The organism is Niallia circulans NBRC 13626, from assembly GCF_001591585.1.
GTDB lineage: Bacteria > Bacillota > Bacilli > Bacillales > Cytobacillaceae > Niallia > Niallia circulans.
Genome location: NZ_BCVE01000001.1, coordinates 297,253 through 317,480 on the forward strand (window position 1 = coordinate 297,253; position 20,228 = coordinate 317,480).

The window sequence follows — 20,228 nt, forward strand, 5'->3', positions numbered from 1 at the left end:
TAATTGCGTTACACTTATAATATAATTTTTTTACGTTTTTGTCAATAACGTTTTCAAAACTTATAATATTACACCAATGGTATATTTTTCCTATTTGATTTTTTAACGTTATTCCCCGATTGCTGCTTCTGCAGAGTCAACCGTATGCTTTAACAGCATACTAATCGTAACTGGTCCAACTCCTCCTGGAACCGGGGTAATGGCAGAGGCTTTTTCAAAACAAGCTTCATAATCAACATCTCCGATATTGCCTTTATTATAGCCGGCATCCAAAATAACTGCACCTGGTTTAATCCATTCACCTTGAATAAAATTAGGTTTTCCAACAGCAGCAATCACAATGTCTGCTTGTCTGACATGATTTTCTAAATGAACCGTTCTTGAGTGGCAGGTTGTCACGGTTGCATCTTTATTTAAAAGCAATGCAGAAACAGGCTTTCCTAAAATTGGACTACGCCCTACTACTACCGCATGTTTTCCATTAACTTCTATATTATAATGCTCCATAATTTTCATTATAGCTGCTGGAGTACAGGATGGATATTTACCAAATCCTAAAGCTGTTTGCCCATATCCAAAACTAGTAACACCGTCCACGTCTTTCTCAATCTCAATTGCTTCAAATGCTTTCCGTTCATCTATATGGCTTGGAACTGGATGTTGTAAAAGAATCCCATGCACCTTTTCATCCTTATTTAATGAATGAATCGTTGCTAACAACTCTTCTGTTGTTGTTTGTTTATCTAAATGAATTTTTCTTGATTCTATGCCGAGCTTTGCACATGCATTCCCTTTCATTCGTACATACGTTGCGGATGAAGGATCATCGCCAACTAATATTGTTGCCAAGCATGGAGTAATCCCTTTTTCCTTTAAAGCACTTATTCTTCCTCTTAATTCATCTTTTACTGCATTTGCTACTACATTTCCGTCTAAAATTAATTTTTCCGACATGTATATACCTCCTGGTAAATTATAAAAAAGAAGTGCTTTTTTGCCCTTCTGCCCAGACGACCGGCTATACATATACACAGCTCCCATATGGTTATTTCCATTTATGTCGTCAGTCACTATGTATTGATAAGTTCATTTGTATCATATCATAGCTCCCTTTCAAATAAAATAATCTTCCCGTTATTTTATTTGAAAGATAGTGGGAAGTACCAGATTAGCTTTATCAAATATAAAAGGACCTTTTAAGTCTGATGATCAACTCAGATTTAAAAGGTCCCATTCATGTATTCATCGATCGAATACAATTAAGCAATGCATATATTTAAGGAAATACACTTCTATTAAAAATGGTGTAATGCCTAAAACAACGAAAGCCCTACCTCTCTTTCATCCTTACGGTTCCTAGACCGCGCCAGTGTGAATTTAGGGTGAATTGTGCAGAACACAAAAATACATTTTTGAAAAAATAATGGAAGGATTAATCCGCATTAGGAAGGATTTAAATGTGTTTTTGAAGATAAATGGAGTGTAATTGTTTTGAATGCTATTATATAGTTGTTCCGTATACTTATAAATTTCCTGTTACTTTACACAATAATTCTACAAAATTCTGTTAAACCTCAAATACATACAAGGAACATCTTATCGCAAAATTTGCTTATAGTCAACTATTAGTTTCCCTATTTTTGTAAAAACGCTTATTTTGTGGAAGGGTTAATCGATATTCTCACTATTATCAGGCACTCGTTTCCCTCCATTTCATACACTTAATTATCATGTTGTAATCAATGAGCTTCCTATCCTGTTGTCTGCTCGAGGCGACCGCATGAATCACTTACGTGCGGTCGCTTCGAGCTAACCAACCTATCATTTGTTCTAAAGAATTTCATTAAATGGGAAAGCCTTATTTCCTATTAACTTTCCATTACCCTGCAAACGGAATAGTTGCTTTGTGTATTTCTTTTTCTAGTTCGGCTGTTAGGGTATTAGTTCTTTCGGTGCTCCAATCGTAATATTCTGCCATGTATTCAATTACTGCATCTTTTACTTCCTTTACTTTAGCAATATCAAATAAAAGCATTCCTGTCCGTCTTAGTAGTACATCTGTCGGAGTTATTGCATATTCATATTCCATTGCATAGTGAATCCGTGCAAGTAGGACTGGGGAAAGTTCTTCATATTTCCCGCTTAACTCCTTTGCAATTTCATAAAGAATAGGCGCATTACTGCCATATAGCCTTGCAATGTTTTCTGCTTCCTCTTTTGAAAGTCCTCCATTCATTCCCTTTGATACAACATCTTGGATATACGTAGAAAAACCTTTTGAACCACCAACATCTCCACCAGAGATTGGCATCGACTTTGTCATACATTGTTTAAATGACTTCCCCGTCTTCTCTTGCAATCTAGTGGAAACAAGATTAACAACTGTTTCAGCCATTTTACGATACCCCGTTAATTTCCCTCCAGCAATAGTAATAAGCCGACTGTCAGACTCCCAGATTTCATCCTTGCGAGAAATTTCAGAGGGATCTTTTCCATCTTCCAAAATCAATGGTCTAACTCCCGCCCAGCTTGACTCCACATCTTCTGCGGAAACGGAGATCGAAGGAAACATAAACTTAATTGCTTCTAAAAGATAATCTCTATCTTCTTTCGACATCGAAGGATGAATGGGATCTTCACTATAAAAAGTATCTGTTGTCCCAACATATGTTTTTCCATCCCGTGGAATAGCAAAAACCATTCTCTTATCTGGTGTATCAAAATAAATCGCTTGTTTTAAAGGAAATACAGATTGATCAATAACTAAATGAACCCCTTTTGTCAGCTGAAGCGCTTTACCTTTTCGGCTTCCATCAATCGTTCTTAATGTATCAACCCATGGTCCAGTTGCATTTACCACAACATTGGCATAAATAGGGTAAACCGTATTTGTGATAAGATTTCTAACTTCTACACCTTCTACTTTTCCGTTTTTATCATATAGGAAGTTCTCTACTTTCGTATAGTTAATCGCAGCTGCACCACAATCTACGGCCTTTTTCATTACCTCTACAGTCAGTCGGCTGTCATCTGTGCGATATTCCACATAATACCCTCCGCCTTTAAGACCATCTTTCTTAATTAATGGCTCTTTTGCAAGTGTTTCTTCTTTCGATAGCATTTTTCTTCGTTCCGATTTTTTTACTCCAGCTAAGAAATCATATACTCTTAGACCAATATTGGTGGAAAATTTTCCAAACGTTCCTCCTTGGTGTAACGGAAGTAACATCCATTCTGGTGTAGTTACATGTGGTCCATTTTCATACACCACTTCTCTCTCCTTCCCTACTTCTGCAACCATCTTCACTTCAAATTGCTTTAAATAGCGGAGACCACCATGGACGAGCTTTGTTGATCTGCTTGAAGTTCCTGCTGAAAAATCCTGCATTTCTACAAGAGCAACTTCCATTCCTCTAGCTGCGGCATCTAAAGCAATTCCCGCTCCTGTAATACCTCCCCCGATCACTAACACATCAAATTTATTATTCATTAACTGTTGTTGTATTTTTTCTCTACTACTTGGCTTCTTTTGCAAAGTAAAACCCTCCCTATACTTAAAAAACTTGTTAGTTTAATAATTTCCTTTCGTAATACATTCAAAACAATTTAGTTTGTACATGATCTATATACAAACAAAAAGAGACCACAAAGTTACATTACCAATAGAACGATAATGCTTTGTGGTCTCTCCATTTCTCCAGACAAAAAATATTAACTTGTGTTTATTATATCATATTAACCTAGATATTCATAGTATTTATATTATTATATTAAACTTTAAAACAGTAGGTTCCCCTTTTATTTAAAAGCCATTGTAGCCTTAACAGCTTTCTTCCATCCAGCATATAATCCTTCTCTTGTCTCTTCCTCCATTTTTGGTTCGTAGGAACGATCTAGGCTCCATTGTTCCGCAATTTCCTTTTGATCTTTCCAGAAACCAACAGCTAAACCAGCAAGATAAGCTGCTCCTAATGCAGTTGTCTCATTTATAACTGGTCTTTCCACAGGAACATTTAATATATCTCCCTGGAACTGCATAAGGAAATTGTTTCGAACGGCTCCTCCATCAGCTCGTAATGTTTTAACTTGAATATTCGAATCAGATTCCATTGCAGCCAGAACATCTTTTGTTTGATAGGCAAGTGATTCTAGTGTTGCCCGAATAAAATGCTCTTTTGTTGTCCCTCTAGTTACTCCAAACATTGCCCCTCGCACATCACTGTCCCAGTATGGAGTTCCTAATCCAACAAACGCTGGTACAATATAAACTCCATCTGTAGAATCTACTCTGCTTGCATAGTCTTCGCTGTCTTTCGCATCTTTTATCATTCTTAAGCCATCTCTTAGCCACTGGATAGCAGATCCTGCCACAAATATACTTCCTTCAAGGGCATAATTTACTTTTCCATCTATCCCCCATGCGATTGTTGTTAACAAGCCATGGTCTGATTTTACTGCTTTTTCACCTGTGTTCATTAACATAAAGCAGCCCGTACCATAAGTATTTTTCGCCATTCCCGCTTCAAAACATGCCTGACCAAATAAAGCAGCCTGTTGATCTCCTGCCACTCCTGCAATTGGAATTCTATTTCCAAAGAAATGTCCTTCCACTGTATGAGCATATATTTCAGAAGATCCTTTTACTTCTGGGAGCATCGATTTTGGAACTGTTAATATTTCAAGTAGTTCTTCATCCCATTTTAATTCATAGATATTAAACATTAACGTACGTGAAGCATTTGTATAGTCTGTTACATGCGCTTTTCCACCAGATAATTTCCAAATTAGCCATGTATCAATTGTACCAAATAATAAATCCCCGTTTTCTGCTTTTTGTCTAGCTCCATCTACATGATCTAAAATCCACTTTACTTTGGTACCTGCAAAATAAGCATCAATTAAAAGTCCTGTTTTATCACGGAAAAGCTGATTATATCCTTGTGCTTTTAGTTCTTCACAAATTTCATTTGTTTGTCTTGATTGCCATACAATGGCATTGTATACGGGCGCCCCAGTATTTTTATCCCATACAACAGCCGTCTCCCGTTGATTGGTAATCCCAATACCTTCTATTTGTTCCGGCTTAATATCTGATTCTGATAAAACTGTCGCAATAACAGCTAAAATAGAACCCCATATTTCATTTGCATTATGTTCAACCCATCCTGGCTTCGGAAATATTTGTGTGAATTCCTTTTGGGCCACATGCACAATATCCCCTTTTTTGTTGAAAATAATCGCCCTTGAGCTTGTTGTCCCTTGATCTAATGATAATATAAATTTTTCCATGAATAAAACCTCCCATTAGTAAATGATTATGCTACTTTTTTACCAATACTTTTACTTTCCCCTTTTGTCTTAAAAAATGCAAGTAATAATACAATGACAGTAATCGCTATTACAATCCAAAAGCTTGATAAGACAACCCCTTTAAAGATATACGTATAAAAAACGGCTGCTAGTGATCCGCCTAAAATGGGACCAACAACTGGTATCCAAGCATATCGGAAATTGGATGATCCTTTGCCGGCAATTGGTAAAACAAAATGGGCAATTCTTGGACCAAGGTCACGTGCAGGATTAATAGCATAGCCAGTTGTTCCCCCTAATGACATCCCAATTACAACAATAAGCAAGCCTACAGCAAGCGGGTTCAATCCCTCAGCAAAACTATTTGCTCCAATAAACAATAAGCCAAGCACTAACATAAACGTCCCTATCAATTCGCTTAATATATTTCCAAAGGTATGTGGAATAGCAGGACCTGTTGAAAAGACTGCTAATTTTGCTTCCGCATCCTTTGTTGCACCCCAATGCGGGAGATAGTGTAAATATACAATACATGCACCTAAAAAAGCGCCAATCATTTGTGCCAAAATATACGGCAATACTTGATTCCAAGCAAAATCACCAGTGATTGCAAGCGCGATGGTAACAGCTGGATTTAAATGGGCACCACTAATACTTCCGACAGCAAATGCTCCCATTGTAACTGCCAATCCCCAGGCAAGAGTAATCACAATCCACCCTCCACCATTAGAGAACGCTTTCTTTAAATTCGCACCAGCTACAACGCCTCCCCCAAATATAATCAAAATCATGGTACCAACAACTTCTCCCATAAACGCAGACATCAAAATCCCCCTTTTCCTTGTTTCACTCTGTTAAAATTCTGACAATGAATTATATTAAACTGCTTTACCCCTAAACTACCATCATACTAACATTTATTTTTATCATTACAGAGTGATTGTCATATAACATGCAAAAAAAGGAGAACACGACAGATTAAGCCACTAAAATTTTGGTGACTACTGCGTGTATCTCCTTTTCTCCAACACATTAAATTAACTTGTAAGGTTATTGTAAACGCTTCCTGTTGGTCTGTCAATTATTTTTATTGTTTTCACTATAAAAAAATTATTTACTTTATTTTTTGCCATAATTCTTTTTTAGAAGTAGTTATACTAGTAGCCCCTGCTTCAATTGCATTGCTTATATCCTTATCCGTGCGAATCAAACCACCTGCAAGAATGGGTACATTTAAACTCTCTTTAATTTCTTTAATCATCCAAGGCATTGTTCCTGGAAGCACTTCGATATAATCTGGATGTGTTCGTTGTACTAGTTTAACGCTTTTCGCTATTGCATGACTATCAAGGAGAAATACCCTTTGAATTGCTATCACGTTTTTCTGCTTTGCTTTTAAAATAACCGATGATTTTGTAGATATAAGTCCATATGGTTTAAATTCTTGACAGATAAACTCTGTTCCAAAATCATCACTTTTCAATCCTTGGATTAAATCAACATGATAAATCATTTTCTTATTTGCTTTTTTTGCAAGCAAGCTTATATGTTTTAACTGTGAAACATGTACCTCTAAAAATACGCCAATTTCATAATCGCTTTTTAAAAACGCTTCGAATTCCTTCATATTTGATGATGCTGGAATAATAGGTTGATTCATTTCATTTCCCCCAAAAAGTTTCATTCTTAATCTCTTCATGACCATTCAAGGCTTCCCAACATTCACTACCGTTTCGTTTTAAATTCATATAGGCGAAATGCTAATATGCAAACAGCAGAATAGGCGATACCTATTGAGTAGCCACCTACAACATCTGTTGGATAATGGACACCTAAATATACTCTGCTTGTTCCTATTAAAAGAATAAGCATACAAGCAATTATGTAAGCCATCACTTTCTTTCCAGTTGAATTAAGCAAATGTATACATAAGTACGCACATGAGCTGAAGAAAATAAGAGAACCCATAGAGTGTCCACTTGGAAAACTATAGCCTTTTTCTATTATAACAGGCAATATATCCGGACGCTCTCTTTTGAAGAACCATTTAAGAAGCGTATTTAATAATGCACCAAAACCATTAGCAGAAATAAAAAAAATGGCTAAAGCATACTTTTTCTTCCATAGTAAAAGTACTGTAATAATTAGTATCGCTGCTGCGATAAACAAAATAGACCCTAAAAAGGTTATTCGTTCAACCCATATTGTTAATTCGTCTGAAATAAATGATTGAGTAAAATGGATGATTGTATCATCAAATGAAATAATATCTGAGCTCTTTACATGTCTTGCAATAATATAAAATAGCCCGCTAAAAATCAGGATAACTGCTAACATTACACCGATATATTTTGACGTTATTCTTCTCTCCATGTAAATCCCTCGCTGTTATATTTTAGTGCTAGCTATTTCGCAGTAGCTAGCACTTTATTTTTAAGCTTCTTTGACAACTTTCTTTCTTGTGGTCTTTTTCTTTTTTTCCTCTGTTTTCTTACTAGGCTTTGTATTATCAATAGATGCTTGTAGTGCAGCCATTAAATCCATGACATTCGATTCCCTTGGTTTATCTGTGCCTGTCACTACCTCTTTGCCAGCTTTCTTTGCTTCAATCAATTCAAGAAGAGCTGTTCTGTATTCATCTGTATATTTCTCTGGTGTAAATTCAGTGGTTAATTGATCAATTAATAAAATCGCTGTTTCTAATTCTTTTTTCTCTATTTGATTTACTTCCGGAACATTTGGTACATCGTCCACCTTACGAACTTCATCAGGAAAATGAATAGTTTCCATTACGAGAGTATTTTCATAAACCCGAATAATTGCCAGCTGTTCTTTGGAGCGAATAATAATTTTCGCAATTCCCACTTTCCCTGTCTCAAGTAAGGCTTGTCTTAATAAAGCATATGCCTTATTACCACCCTCACCGGAAGACATATAATAACATTTTTCAAAGTAAATAGGATCAATCTCTTCCATCTTCACAAAATCAATAATCTCCACTGCTTTATCTTCATTCTCTTTGTGCAGATTTTTCAAATCTTCTTCATCAAGCACAACATATTTTCCTTTTGCATATTCATATGCCTTTACGATTTCTTCTGGAGCAACTTCATTTCCACAAGCAGAACATTTCTTTTCATATTTAATTGGGGCATGACAAGCCTTATGAAGTGTTCTAAGCTTGATATCTTTATCTTCTATTGCTGAATGCAGCTTAATCGGTATGCTTACTAATCCAAAACTTATATTTCCTTTCCACATTGTATGCATAATTAATCTCCAATCTTATTAGTTGAACACAATATTTCTTTTATGAAAAAAAGCAATATTCATCACTTTTTCTTCTATCTATTTATACATTGTGTCACCGTTTTTTTTTCATACTATTTAATTATTGGCAGCAGACACTGTTCATACTATGTACTTAAATAGATATACTAATAAGAGTTAGATAAATCAGGAGGATAGACAAATGCATACAGCTGCATTTTTTATTAGTAATTATTATAAAAAAACAGACTCATTTGGTGTCAGTGTCGTTGGAAACGAGAATATTATCACTGTAGGTTCTTTTCAAAAAGGCTTAAAAAAAGCAGAAAAAACAGCATTAATACAGATTATAAAAGAACATGCTATAAAGGAAGATGACGATTTATATTATTTAAATCCAGGAATTTGCGTAGAATTACAGTTTTCCTCCTTTCAACAGTATAAACTGAGCAACCCCGTTTTTATCCAATTTTTATATAATATAGATTGGAAAGACTGTACATTAGAGAAACTGGTCGCAACAGAGTCTACGCCTATTACTCATGCTGATAAACCTCTATTTCCCAACACCACGATTACGAAACTCGATTATATTTTATATTTAAAAGAGGTCAGTCCATATTTACTTCCTTTTTTAGAAAATCGCTTATTGACTACGATTCGATTTCCCCATGGTTTATTTGGAGAATCTTTTTATCAAAAACAATGTCCAGACTACGCTCCATCTTATGTACAAACATATAAGAACGACGACATAGAGTATATCATTTGCAATAACCTAGAAACGCTTATGTGGCTTGGAAATCAATTAGCGTTTGAATTTCATATACCATTTGAAACCATTTATTCTAATAGCATGCCTTCTGAAATTGTCTTTGATTTAGATCCGCCTTCTGTGGAACATTTTTATATGGCTATTAAAGCGGCAAAAGTTCTACAACAGATTTTGGAACGATTACATCTTTTATCTTTTGTGAAAATATCAGGAAATAAAGGAATTCAGGTATATTTACCACTTCCAGAAAAAACATTTACTTATGAAGAAGTACGTTTATTCACAGAATTTATTGCAAACTATATGATTGCGGAAAATCCAGAGCTTTTCACCATAGAACGATTAAAGAAAAACCGCAAAAACAGATTATACATTGACTACATCCAACATAGTGAAGGAAAAACAATTATCGCTCCCTATTCTATTCGCGGTAATAAAGGAGGATATGTTGCATGCCCAATTGAATGGGATGAATTAACGGAAGATTTACATCCTCGCCAATTTTCAATGGACGTTGTTTTACAAAGACTACAAAAAGGGATTCATTCCTTCGCTGGTTATTTTGCGGCAAAAGAAAAACAACCTTTTCGTCAAGTACTAGATGTGTTAACAAATGTCCAAAACACTGAAGGGCAGAAAAAAATCTGAATAGATGATTGCGAAAACTTTCTAATCATATCCTTGTATGCAAACATAAAGACAATAAAACGCCCAAACAAAGGAACGGAAATTTTTCTGTCTAATGTTTGGGCCTATTTCTAGAATAATTCTGGCTATGCATGTTGTTATACTAATTTGCATTCTTCAATGGGGATAGTGACAAATGACTCGATGACCGGATGCCTTAATGTTCTGCCTTCTGTCCATTCTAAAAAGGAGATTTTGACAGTAAGTGCTGGCCGCAGCCAGACTCCATCTTTCGCTTTCCTGAGATTAGCAAAAGGACTCTCATTTATAATGATTGGCTCAATCGCTTTTGAGACAGCAGCCCAGTCATTTGCGGTCAATTTACCCGAACCAGCACTTCCAATATAAACCAGCTTCCCCGACTCATCAAATAACCCAAGGTGGAGAGAATGGACCGTTTTATTTTTAAATGTTACTCCTCCCACTATAGCGATTAAATCCTGCTCTTTTTTTCGCTTAAGCCATCTGGCATCCTTTCCGCCCAGAACATAGGAACTACTAAGATCCTTGCAGACAATTCCTTCTAACTGATGTTGTTGACAAACAGCAAATAAACCTCGCATATCTGTAAAGTTTTCAACTAGACGAATATCTTTCGTCTCAGCTACTTTTTCATGCAATATTTTTTGTCTTTCCAGTAATGGTTTGTCTACCAGCCACTGTCCATCGAGGAACAGGATATCAAAAATCATATAGGTAATCGGGATTTCCTCTTGTAGCTCACTTAATCGCTCAAGTTTTCGCACTCTGTCCCGTCTCATTACTTCATAAAAGGATGGTTTCCCATCCTGTAAAGCAATGACTTCGCCGTCGAGAATACAATTTTTTGCCTGTACAAAGGAACCGGTCTTTAATAATTCAGGATATTGCTGCGTTCTTTCATTTTTCTTTCGATTAAATAATTTTGTGTCCTCTCCATCATAGTAGGAGAGAATTCTTGTTCCATCCCACTTAACTTGAGCAATCCATTGATCCCCTTTTGGAATTGCTTCTGTTAGTAGTGGTTCAAATGGCTTTATTGGTTTCATGTGCTTTTATTCCTTTTATTCTTACCATTTGCTAATAGAACAAAATTATACAAGGATCTTATCTATCTCAAACTGCAAACAAACCTCAGAATTTTAGAAATAGTAGTTGGTCTTTAGGATATTTTTTAATTTCTTCGAATAGAGATGAGATATTGCTTCCCGTCGGGCTCGCGCTGAGCCGCGGTCTGCCTTCAGTCTGCAGGGTATAAGACTGTCTCGCTAATCACGCAGGAGTCTCCCCCTTAGACTACAAGCAGCGCATAAAAATCATTTTTAACTTTTCTAAAATCATTTTGTCAACAAACTAATCTATTTTTAATTTTTTTGACGCTCTTAACCTTGCTGTTTAACTACTAATAATGCTAGAAATGAAGTTTGTCCATTTTCTAATCACTTTATCATCTATAACAAAAAGGTCAGTTTCTATTCCACATAACAGAATGTTGAATAGACCTAACCTTATCCTTCCATACTAACCAACTACTGTTCTCTCCAAATTTATTTTAAATGATTTTCGACATATTGCTTTGCTTCTTGTTGTAGTTTTTTATATTGAACAGCTTCTTCCTCGAAATATATCTTATTCGTTACGGCATAGTTTTCTATTGTATCCCATTCAAATGATACATCTGCACGATATACATAAGTAGCGTTGCCAATTAAATCAATTCGATATTGATCATTTTGATAATGTACATAGCAGCGAACTTTGCCCCCATTATTATACACATCCACATAGGTATTTTTTTCATTAAACCCATTTAGTATGGAAACAAGAGTGGAAGCAGACATAGCAGTCCCACAAGCATTTGTAAACCCTACTCCTCGTTCGTATGTACGCACATAAATACTTCCTTTTTCTAATATTGAAACAAAGCTAACATTTACACCGTCTGGAAAATACTCATTCGGACCATTCACATATTTACTTATCGTTTCTTGAATATCCGAATCAAGTATTGCCTTATCTACAAGTGTAATTAAATGCGGATTAGGTACAGCTAAAGCAGTAAATAATAAATCTTTATTTAACCCCGGAATTTTCTCATTTATTAGTGTAGTCGATTCTACCTCAAGCGGCAGATCCTTCGTCTGAAAAGATACAGGAGATATTTCTACCAAATACGTTGGGATATCCGGATAAATATCTGTTTCATTTTTCACTTCTAAATTTGCTTTCATTGTTTCAATCATCGCTTCCTCTACCTGAAGGAGTTCACAAACATATCGAGCGACACAACGAATACCATTTCCACACATCGATGCTTCGGAACCATCGGCATTAAAAACTCTCATTCTTGCATCAGCAACTTGACTAGGCATTACAAAAAGAATACCATCCGCTCCTAAAGAAGAAGCTCTATTACATAGCGTTTTAGCTATTTCTGCTCTTTCTTCTTCGGTAAACTGATAGGCGTCTGAAATTTCATCTATTATTAAAAAATCATTGCCACTTCCATGACATTTTGTAATTTTTATATTCATTTCATCGTTCCTCCAAGCTATATTTGTTTCTTATTTATTTTACTGTTCCTTTGTCTAACCTGCAATCAATTCTTCCTTGCCCCAAAAAAGAGAAAACCTTAACAGCTTTTAGTCAAGTCGTTAAGGTTATTACCATTCATCCATATAAATCATCATCTAATAGCTTCTTTGCCCATGAAATAGATTCTGCATATACTTTAAACAATTCCTTTTCTTGAATATCCAATTCTTTACAACCAAGTGCAATTCCCGACCAGTCAGCTGTTTCTGCTGCAATGACCAATTGAAGCACATCATATTGAACATTTTTCTGTCCTGATAAAGCTTGTACAATTGTCTCATCCAATGGTAGATCGGAAAGAATGGTATCCATATCCTTGTTCATAATGGTATCCATAAGAGAGAACATTCCCGTCAAAAAAAAACTTCCATATTCTATTCTTCCCGGTATAAGTTTTGCTACCGCTTCGCACATTTTAGAACGTATTAAGCAATTATGAATCACTTCTAAAGAAATTCCATTCTTCCAGTCCTTTTCCCTAACTGTAAGAATATAAATCCATTTTCGAAGTTCTCTAAGCCCAATATATACAATGGCATGTTTAATACTGGTTACTTTTTGCTTTACTCCATATCCTAGTGTGTTAATTAATTTCAATAACTTATATGATAAAGAAATATCCTGTTCAATCAATTTAGAAATACGGGTTATATCTGGATTTTCATCATGTAATAGCTCAAGGATCTTATAATATGCCGTCATATAGGTTGGCACATCATGGGAAGACATGATGACTGGTCTTGAAAAATAATAACCTTGAAAATAATGATAGCCGCTGTTTCTAGCTTGTTCATACTCCGTACTTGTCTCAAGTTTTTCAGCAATTAATTCAATGTGATGCTTTTTAGCAATCGCTTCTAATTCTGTTCGCACTTCTTTAGTCGTATGTTGAAAATCGATTTTAACCATATCTGCTAATAGCAGTAAAGAATAGGAGTATGGGTTACTTTTCTCTAAATTAAAATCATCTAAAGCCAATTTGTAGCCTAATTGTTTGAGTTCTAAACAAATATCTATAATTTTTTGACTTGGAACAACAGTTTCTAGAATCTCTATTACAATATCCCTTGGCTGAAAATATGTAGGAAGTTTAAGTTCTAATAAATTCTCAGTAAAATTAATAAAACAAGGTTTACCGTCTGATAATTTATCTATGCCAATATTAAGAAAACTGTTAATAATAACATTTGTTGTCGCCTGATCACCATTTATATTGGGGAAGGAATTAATATTATTATGTCTATATAGTAGTTCATATCCATAAACTTCTTCCATTCGATTAAATAGTGGCTGTCTCGCCACAAAAACTTCCATTTATTTACCTCCGTCAATCTTTTTGCGCTTAGTTATTGTCATTTTAATAAATTTATTAGTAGAAGGTTGTCGAACCTTGCTTGTAAGAAAATAAAATTCTTACCAGAAATGTCATCGTTAATGTTTAGGGGTCATCTAGGTTGTATTTAAAGGGAATGGAGAAAAGATTCTTTGATTCAAGGCTATATATAATCAAAATGATAGCTAATCCAGAAAAAAGAACTTTTTTACATTCTATTTTTCTAAAAGCTGAATAAAACGGGGAATTCTAAAAATACAGGGCAGTTTAAAATACCATTAAATAGAGTAAAGCTATAGAGACAAAAAGCTTATGCACAAAAACGAGTATAGTTAGACAGCTAGTAACAACTTCTGAAAAAAGAAAATGACTTTCTAATTTCAGAAGTGATTTTGCTATTAATGTGTATATTGAAGTAAAAAATTAATCAAAAATAATGAGGATATGAAATACAAAGGCAGTGATACTTCTTTCGCTTTACCTAAAGCAATCTTTAAAATTGGGTAAAGAATAAACCCAATAGCCATGCCATCTGCGATACTGTACGTAAACGGAATCATCGCAATAATAAAGAAGCTAGGAAAACTTTCACTTAAATCCTTTAAATCCAGATTTCGGATATTCTGTAGCATTAATCCTCCAATAATAATTAAAATTGGTGCAATCGCACTATCTGGAATTAATTTTATGACAGGAATAAAAAATGCTGAACAAATAAACAGAATACCTGTCGTTACAGCTGTTAAACCTGTTTTTCCACCAGCGGTCATACTTGCTGAGCTTTCAACTGTAGCTACTGTTGGACTTGTGCCAAATAAACTAGATAGAAAGACAGAAATAGAAGTAGCTCGAAAAGCTTTTTGAAATCGCTCAGATTTGTTTATAAATTGGACATGATTGTTGACCAATCCAATATTCTCAAACACAAGGACCATTGTAAGAGAAAATACGGCAATCCAAAAAGGAATCGATGCAAGTTTTTCAAAAGACAGATGACCAAACACACTTTTGTATTCTTGAAGGTGAACCGACTGGCCACTTCCTGCATTTACATTGATCAGTCCAAACATCCAAGCAATGAAAGTACCAACAATAATCGTGATCAGAAAGTTTCCCTTCACATTTCTTAAAAATAGAATAATACTTATTAAAAATGTGAGTACTGTTGCTAGTACATGTAAATCATTAAAAGATCCCAAGGCAATAATTGAATTTGTTCCTCTTTCTACTATCCCGCCTTTTTCCAATCCAATTAGCATTAAAAATAGACCTAAACCAACGCTAATCGATTCTTTTAATGAAACAGGAATAGAATCACTGACAATTCTAGCTAGTTTCGTAAAAGCAACAATCATAAAGAGAATTCCAGAAACAAACACTACTGCCAACGCTTCTTGCCAGGTTAGAGCCATTGAATTTACAATGGTATAAGAAAATAACGCATTGATACCCATACCTGGTACAAGCAAAATTGGCACATTTCCATAAAAACCCATTAAAAAACAGCCAACAACGGATGTTAAAATGGTTGCAATGATTGCTGCTTCCAATGGAATACCTGCTTCTGCTAAGATTAAGGAGTTTACTACCACGATGTATACAACAGTAAAAAAACCAATAAACCCTGCAAGCACCTCTTGTTTAATGGATGTTTGACTTTCTTTTAGCCGAAAAAATGAAAAAATATAATCTTTCATCTGATATACCTATTTAGTTGTATCCCTCTCCCTACCCGCTTCCCCTATAAAATGCAAGTAAAGCATGTCAAAGACTGACATGACTTTTAGCATTCAATAAGGTAGCCACAAGAAATTATAATAGCAGATTGCCAATGTTTTGCCAATGTTTTTTAGGAGAAAATACTCATTTTTTCCTATTTTCCTTATTGCTATTTCTTATTATTTAGTCATTTTTCCTTAAATCAGCTTATCAAAGAAAAACTTTCTGTTCTAAAACTCCATCCATATTAATGATTCGTATAAGCGAATAACTTTGTCAATATAGCATAGAGGTGAATAATTTCTTTATCAGACGCATGGTGATCAATTGACAATAGCGGCAGATTAGGATCTTGAAAACGTTTGGCCCACTCTTTTGGCATCCAGCCCTTTCTTAACTGGGCCAATTTATGACCATCTTCTTGCTCAAACTGATACTCCATTTGTCCAAAGGTTTTTTTCATTATGATTGTGTCTTCCCCATAAAGAAATTGGATCACTAATCGTTTTTCTGTCTTTATTTCTAGAATTCTGCTGATTATTTTTTTATCCTTATTTTTTATATCTATTCTATCTTTTTTTAATGTAAAAACATATTGGAGATCCCCTTGTGTATTATAAAAGCCATACGATTTTGTATAAAATCGATCGAATAAGAACGGCAAATACCAACGAATAATCGAGAATTTTTCATCTTTTATTTCTCCTATCTCTTGTCCATCTCTATCAAAAACAACCATTCTTAAGGATGGCGCAGGTAAAAAAGATAAAACCACCGTATTTGTTTTCAAAATTGATCTTGCTTGTCCCGCGGAGAAAAAATTCTCCATTTTCTCTAAACGTCGTTTATGTAAATAAAATTGACTAAAGCAAATTACACTGTATATTGCGAATGGGACTAAAAGGTAAAGAAAAATGATATTTGAATGATTAAATAGAAAGATGCCTATAAAAAGAAAGATAGGAATACAACTAATTAAACTAGCGTTCAAGGAAGATATGGCTGTATATTTATAATATTTTTCAATATTCATCATGAAGACTCCTTTATATCCATTCTTATAATGAAAGGTTAGCGCGACTGTGCACTTATCTTTCTCTTTCTTTTTATTCTATTAATTTCTAATGAAATCTATGATTAATTAGAAGAAAAATTTTAAAAGAGTCTAAACTATCATGTTACCTATTATTAAGGTTTGAATGTGGTAATATAAAAACCGAAGAAGTAGATGGTGGTTTATATGTTCATGCAGGGAAGTTGAGCTTTTTCAGCACATTGGTATGTATATGTGAGAAAAAATAAAATGCCAGCCTATTCGTTAAAAAGCGAGTCACCGAAATTGGTCGCTAATTTAAACGAATAAGCTGCCATTATAAAAAGGTTAATGATCTATATTATTTGATAAAACGAATCGTTAAAGGAATATGATAATCCTGGCCTTCATAAGCCTTAATAGCAGCAATGATTGTAAATACAAATGCCATAATTCCGATTATTGGTAAAATAATAAATCCGATTAAAAGAAACACAAGAATCCATGCTATGAAGGAATAAATGGCATAGGAAATTAAAAAGTTAAAATATTCTTTACCATGATAATCCACAAAAGGCGAATCTTTCTTCACGAGCCAGATAACTAATGGTCCGATAAAAGTAGTAAAAAAACTAGACACATAAATCAACATCGCAAAAACTCTATCATCATTTGATGATCTGTCTTTATTTAAATCCATGAAAGAAACCTCCAACTAAAATAATAATTGCTATGTTATTATATACGATTATTCTATATAAATGTTTCATTTTCTCATAATAATTGTCCAATTAATTCAAATAAGCTTTCATCCGTGACATTTATCATTCTTTCTTGCCTGTTTATATACTTTATCGGCAAGAGTTAAACCCTTTCTGCTATTGTGAATTAGTTTATCTTTCTTTACAATGATTCATTAATTTTTTACAATTTGTTTGTATTTTCCTATTTTCAATTTCACCGAAATTTTGTATGATATAGAAAAGTAATTTGTTATCATGAGATAATATTTAAAGATGGGAAGGCAAATGGTGCGCCACCGCTTTGGTTCTAGTGGGTTCGATTCCCACCCCGAAATTTTTTTTCAATTGGATTAAAAATTTCGAGGGTGGGCTTTTTCTTATGCATGAATAAGTTCTGCTCTCAAATGGAGGGATTATTGTGTTAAAAAAAAGAGATCTTGAAGAATGTCAAGCATTATATCCTTTAATGACGCATCCTGATGTCTTCCCTTTCGTGCGTCAAAAAGCTTCTTCTTATGAAGAATACCTTTTTCTTACCAAACAGACTATAGAAGCGGAAGAAAGAGGGGAACTCATTTCTAGAACGATATTAGATGAATGGCAAAATCCGATTGGAACCATAAATCTATATGATATAAACGAAAATATCGGTTTCCTCGGAACTTGGTTAGGAAAACCTTATCACGGCATGGGATACAATCAAATAGCAAAAGATTTATTTTTTGCTGAAGCATTTTTTGAGCTGAATATCGAAAGCATATTAATGCGAATTAGAAGCAATAATATCCGCTCACTAAAAGCAGCTGAAAAGCTTCCCTATGTGGTTTCTGCAAATGAAACAAGAAGTAATTTGTTACAAATTTTAAATACTTCTGGGATCCCTTATCAACTATTTGAAATTCCTAAAGATTTATTTACTCTATACACATTACGTCAAAATACGGAAGAGACGACAAATGATTGCAGAGAGGCGTAATTTAGCTCCGATAATAAAATAAGATCAGTCGATAGGAGAATAACTATCACTGATCTTATTTTATTCTTCTATAATATTGTCAGCGAATTGGATGAAAAAAACCCTCCATATATTCATCCCCGCCTCTGATTGAAAGATTATAGTAATTTATTGCTTCTTTTTATAGCTTTGATAATTCTTATTTCCACCAGAAAGATTATAGATATTCATGAATCCTAAATTACGCAGGATATTTTGGGCAGCATTTCCGGTTACACCACTATTACAATAAGTAACAGTGAGCCGATTTGGATCTAGCTCCTTGCATTTCTCTCGCAAATCGCCCAAAGGGATATTAATAGCGGTATCCACACATGACACATTAAATTGTTGTGCAGCTCGTGTATCAATAACTTGAATGGATTCCTCTTTTTCTATTCTTGCGGTTAAATCTTTTGGCGTGATTAATTGATTTTTCTTTTCAATTGCATTATGCAAAGCCATCCCAGTATACATGACAGGATCTTTTGCCGTACTAAATGGCGGCGCATATGCAAGATCAAGATGAAATAAATCTTCCGCTTTTGCATTAAATGTAATGGCTGTAACAAAAACATCTATTCTTTTATCGACACCTTCTTCCCCTACTATTTGTACACCCAATATTCTGCCTGTTTTCCGATCGGCAATTGCCTTGATTACTAATTGTTTGCCACCCAAATATTCAGCTCTAGCAGGCTTGATATTATGAAGAACTTCTATATCATAGCCTTCCTCCAATGCTTCCGTTTCGTTCATACCAGTTTGTCCAACAGCTAAGTCAAAAACACGAAGAATAGCAGTTCCTAAAATTCCTCTATGTTCTAATGATCCTCCGGTTATCACATCACCGGCTATTCTGCCCATTTTATTTGCTGTGCTTCCTAATGGCCGATATAGGGGTTTCCCGGTTATAAGGGAATAGCTCTCAGCAACATCCCCTACCGCATATACATCAGGTAAGTTAGTTTGCATCTTATTATTTACGGCAATAGCTCCAGAATGTCCTATATTTACACCGATTGACTCTGCTAACTGAACATTAGGCCGAACCCCTGTTGCTAAAATAACCAAATCTGTTTCTATAATATTTCCTGATTTTGTTTTTATTTCATTAGTAGTTATTTCACTAACTTCCTCATTCAATAGAAGGTTAACTCCTTTTTTTTCTAGATGGTCTTCTACATATGTAACAATATCTATATCCATATGTGATAATATGTGATCACTGCGTTGTACTAATGTAACATCTAACCCTCTATTTGTTAACTGTTCAGCCATCTCTAAACCAATATACCCTGCCCCTATAATCGCAGCTCTTTTTGGCTCGTTCTTTTTTATAAATCGGTCAATAGCACTTGTATGTTGAATGGTTCGAATGTGGAAAACATGATCTTTATCTGCCCCCTCCATTGCTGGAGTGTAGGGTGATGCTCCTGTTGCAAATACTAATACATCATAAATATCCTCAATTACTTCACTTGTATTCAAGTTTTTCACTTGAATCTTTCTCCGCTTTGCATCTATAGCGATAACCTCATGCCGTACAAGAATATCAACATTATATCGTTTCTTAAACCAAGCCGGATTTCTCGGTGTTAAAGTTTCTAATTCATCAACTTCTCCGCCTAAGAAATAAGGAATTCCACAACCGGAGTAAGAAATGTCATAATCTGCATTATAAAGTGTGATTTCTGCCTGCTCGTCATTTCTGCGTGCTTTTGTTGCTACTGAAGTACCTGCCGCTACTGATCCTATAATAACAATTTTCATGATCATCCTCCTATAAA

At 34.7% G+C, this 20,228-nt stretch carries 16 protein-coding genes and 1 riboswitch; of the genes, 2 read left to right on the forward strand and 14 right to left on the reverse strand.

Annotation, left to right across the window (positions count from 1 at the left end; all coding sequences use genetic code 11):
• Positions 1–108: 108 nt before the first annotated feature.
• From BCI01S_RS01665 to ku, 7 genes are all read right to left on the reverse strand, one after another.
• Positions 109–954 carry a bifunctional 5,10-methylenetetrahydrofolate dehydrogenase/5,10-methenyltetrahydrofolate cyclohydrolase gene (locus BCI01S_RS01665; protein ID WP_061796388.1) on the reverse strand — a complete coding sequence of 282 codons (846 nt, stop codon included), beginning with the start codon at positions 952–954 and terminating at the stop codon, positions 109–111.
• 43 nt (positions 955–997) lie between these two features.
• Positions 998–1,081: riboswitch (ZMP/ZTP riboswitch) on the reverse strand.
• A gap of 798 nt (positions 1,082–1,879) precedes the next feature.
• Entirely contained in the window at positions 1,880–3,490 is a 1,611-nt protein-coding gene (locus BCI01S_RS01670; protein ID WP_047940702.1) for a glycerol-3-phosphate dehydrogenase/oxidase, read from the reverse strand.
• Between the two features lie 308 nt (positions 3,491–3,798).
• Positions 3,799–5,289: a glycerol kinase GlpK gene (gene glpK / locus BCI01S_RS01675; protein ID WP_047940488.1), complete on the reverse strand. Its 1,491-nt coding sequence runs from the start codon at positions 5,287–5,289 to the stop codon at positions 3,799–3,801.
• Positions 5,290–5,315: 26 nt separating this feature from the next.
• Complete coding sequence (locus tag BCI01S_RS01680; RefSeq protein WP_047940487.1) at positions 5,316–6,134, reverse strand: MIP/aquaporin family protein; 819 nt, start codon at positions 6,132–6,134, stop codon at positions 5,316–5,318.
• Positions 6,135–6,424: 290 nt separating this feature from the next.
• Positions 6,425–6,970: a glycerol-3-phosphate responsive antiterminator gene (locus tag BCI01S_RS01685; RefSeq protein ID WP_047940701.1), complete on the reverse strand. Its 546-nt coding sequence runs from the start codon at positions 6,968–6,970 to the stop codon at positions 6,425–6,427.
• Between the two features lie 65 nt (positions 6,971–7,035).
• Complete coding sequence (locus BCI01S_RS01690) at positions 7,036–7,683, reverse strand: phosphatase PAP2 family protein (RefSeq protein ID WP_061796390.1); 648 nt, start codon at positions 7,681–7,683, stop codon at positions 7,036–7,038.
• A 60-nt stretch (positions 7,684–7,743) separates the two neighbouring features.
• The gene (ku, locus tag BCI01S_RS01695) at positions 7,744–8,580 is read right to left on the reverse strand and encodes a non-homologous end joining protein Ku (protein WP_047940485.1); all 837 of its coding nucleotides are present in this window, start codon (positions 8,578–8,580) and stop codon (positions 7,744–7,746) included.
• Positions 8,581–8,782: 202 nt separating this feature from the next.
• Here ku and ligD point away from each other — a divergent pair, with 202 nt between their 5' ends.
• The gene (gene ligD / locus BCI01S_RS01700; RefSeq protein WP_061796393.1) at positions 8,783–10,003 is read left to right on the forward strand and encodes a DNA ligase D; all 1,221 of its coding nucleotides are present in this window, start codon (positions 8,783–8,785) and stop codon (positions 10,001–10,003) included.
• A gap of 137 nt (positions 10,004–10,140) precedes the next feature.
• Here ligD and BCI01S_RS01705 read toward each other — a convergent pair whose 3' ends face one another.
• From BCI01S_RS01705 to BCI01S_RS01730, 6 genes are all read right to left on the reverse strand, one after another.
• Entirely contained in the window at positions 10,141–11,070 is a 930-nt protein-coding gene (locus BCI01S_RS01705; protein WP_047940484.1) for an ATP-dependent DNA ligase, read from the reverse strand.
• Positions 11,071–11,568: 498 nt separating this feature from the next.
• Complete coding sequence (dapF, locus tag BCI01S_RS01710; RefSeq protein WP_061796399.1) at positions 11,569–12,555, reverse strand: diaminopimelate epimerase; 987 nt, start codon at positions 12,553–12,555, stop codon at positions 11,569–11,571.
• Positions 12,556–12,691: 136 nt separating this feature from the next.
• Positions 12,692–13,930, reverse strand: coding sequence for an EAL and HDOD domain-containing protein (locus tag BCI01S_RS01715; protein ID WP_047940481.1), 1,239 nt, complete (start codon positions 13,928–13,930; stop codon positions 12,692–12,694).
• 417 nt (positions 13,931–14,347) lie between these two features.
• Positions 14,348–15,646 carry an NCS2 family permease gene (locus BCI01S_RS01720; protein WP_061796404.1) on the reverse strand — a complete coding sequence of 433 codons (1,299 nt, stop codon included), beginning with the start codon at positions 15,644–15,646 and terminating at the stop codon, positions 14,348–14,350.
• 269 nt (positions 15,647–15,915) lie between these two features.
• Positions 15,916–16,458: a hypothetical protein gene (locus BCI01S_RS01725; protein WP_141231669.1), complete on the reverse strand. Its 543-nt coding sequence runs from the start codon at positions 16,456–16,458 to the stop codon at positions 15,916–15,918.
• 604 nt (positions 16,459–17,062) lie between these two features.
• Positions 17,063–17,401: a DUF4870 domain-containing protein gene (locus tag BCI01S_RS01730; protein ID WP_047940478.1), complete on the reverse strand. Its 339-nt coding sequence runs from the start codon at positions 17,399–17,401 to the stop codon at positions 17,063–17,065.
• Positions 17,402–17,862: 461 nt separating this feature from the next.
• Between BCI01S_RS01730 and BCI01S_RS01735 the strand changes: the two genes are divergently transcribed.
• On the forward strand, positions 17,863–18,420 hold the full coding sequence (locus tag BCI01S_RS01735; protein ID WP_047940477.1) for a GNAT family N-acetyltransferase: 558 nt from the start codon (positions 17,863–17,865) through the stop codon (positions 18,418–18,420).
• Positions 18,421–18,567: 147 nt separating this feature from the next.
• On the opposite strand, the gene BCI01S_RS01740 is transcribed toward BCI01S_RS01735, so the two are convergent.
• The gene (locus BCI01S_RS01740; RefSeq protein ID WP_047940476.1) at positions 18,568–20,211 is read right to left on the reverse strand and encodes an FAD-dependent oxidoreductase; all 1,644 of its coding nucleotides are present in this window, start codon (positions 20,209–20,211) and stop codon (positions 18,568–18,570) included.
• Positions 20,212–20,228: the final 17 nt, after the last annotated feature.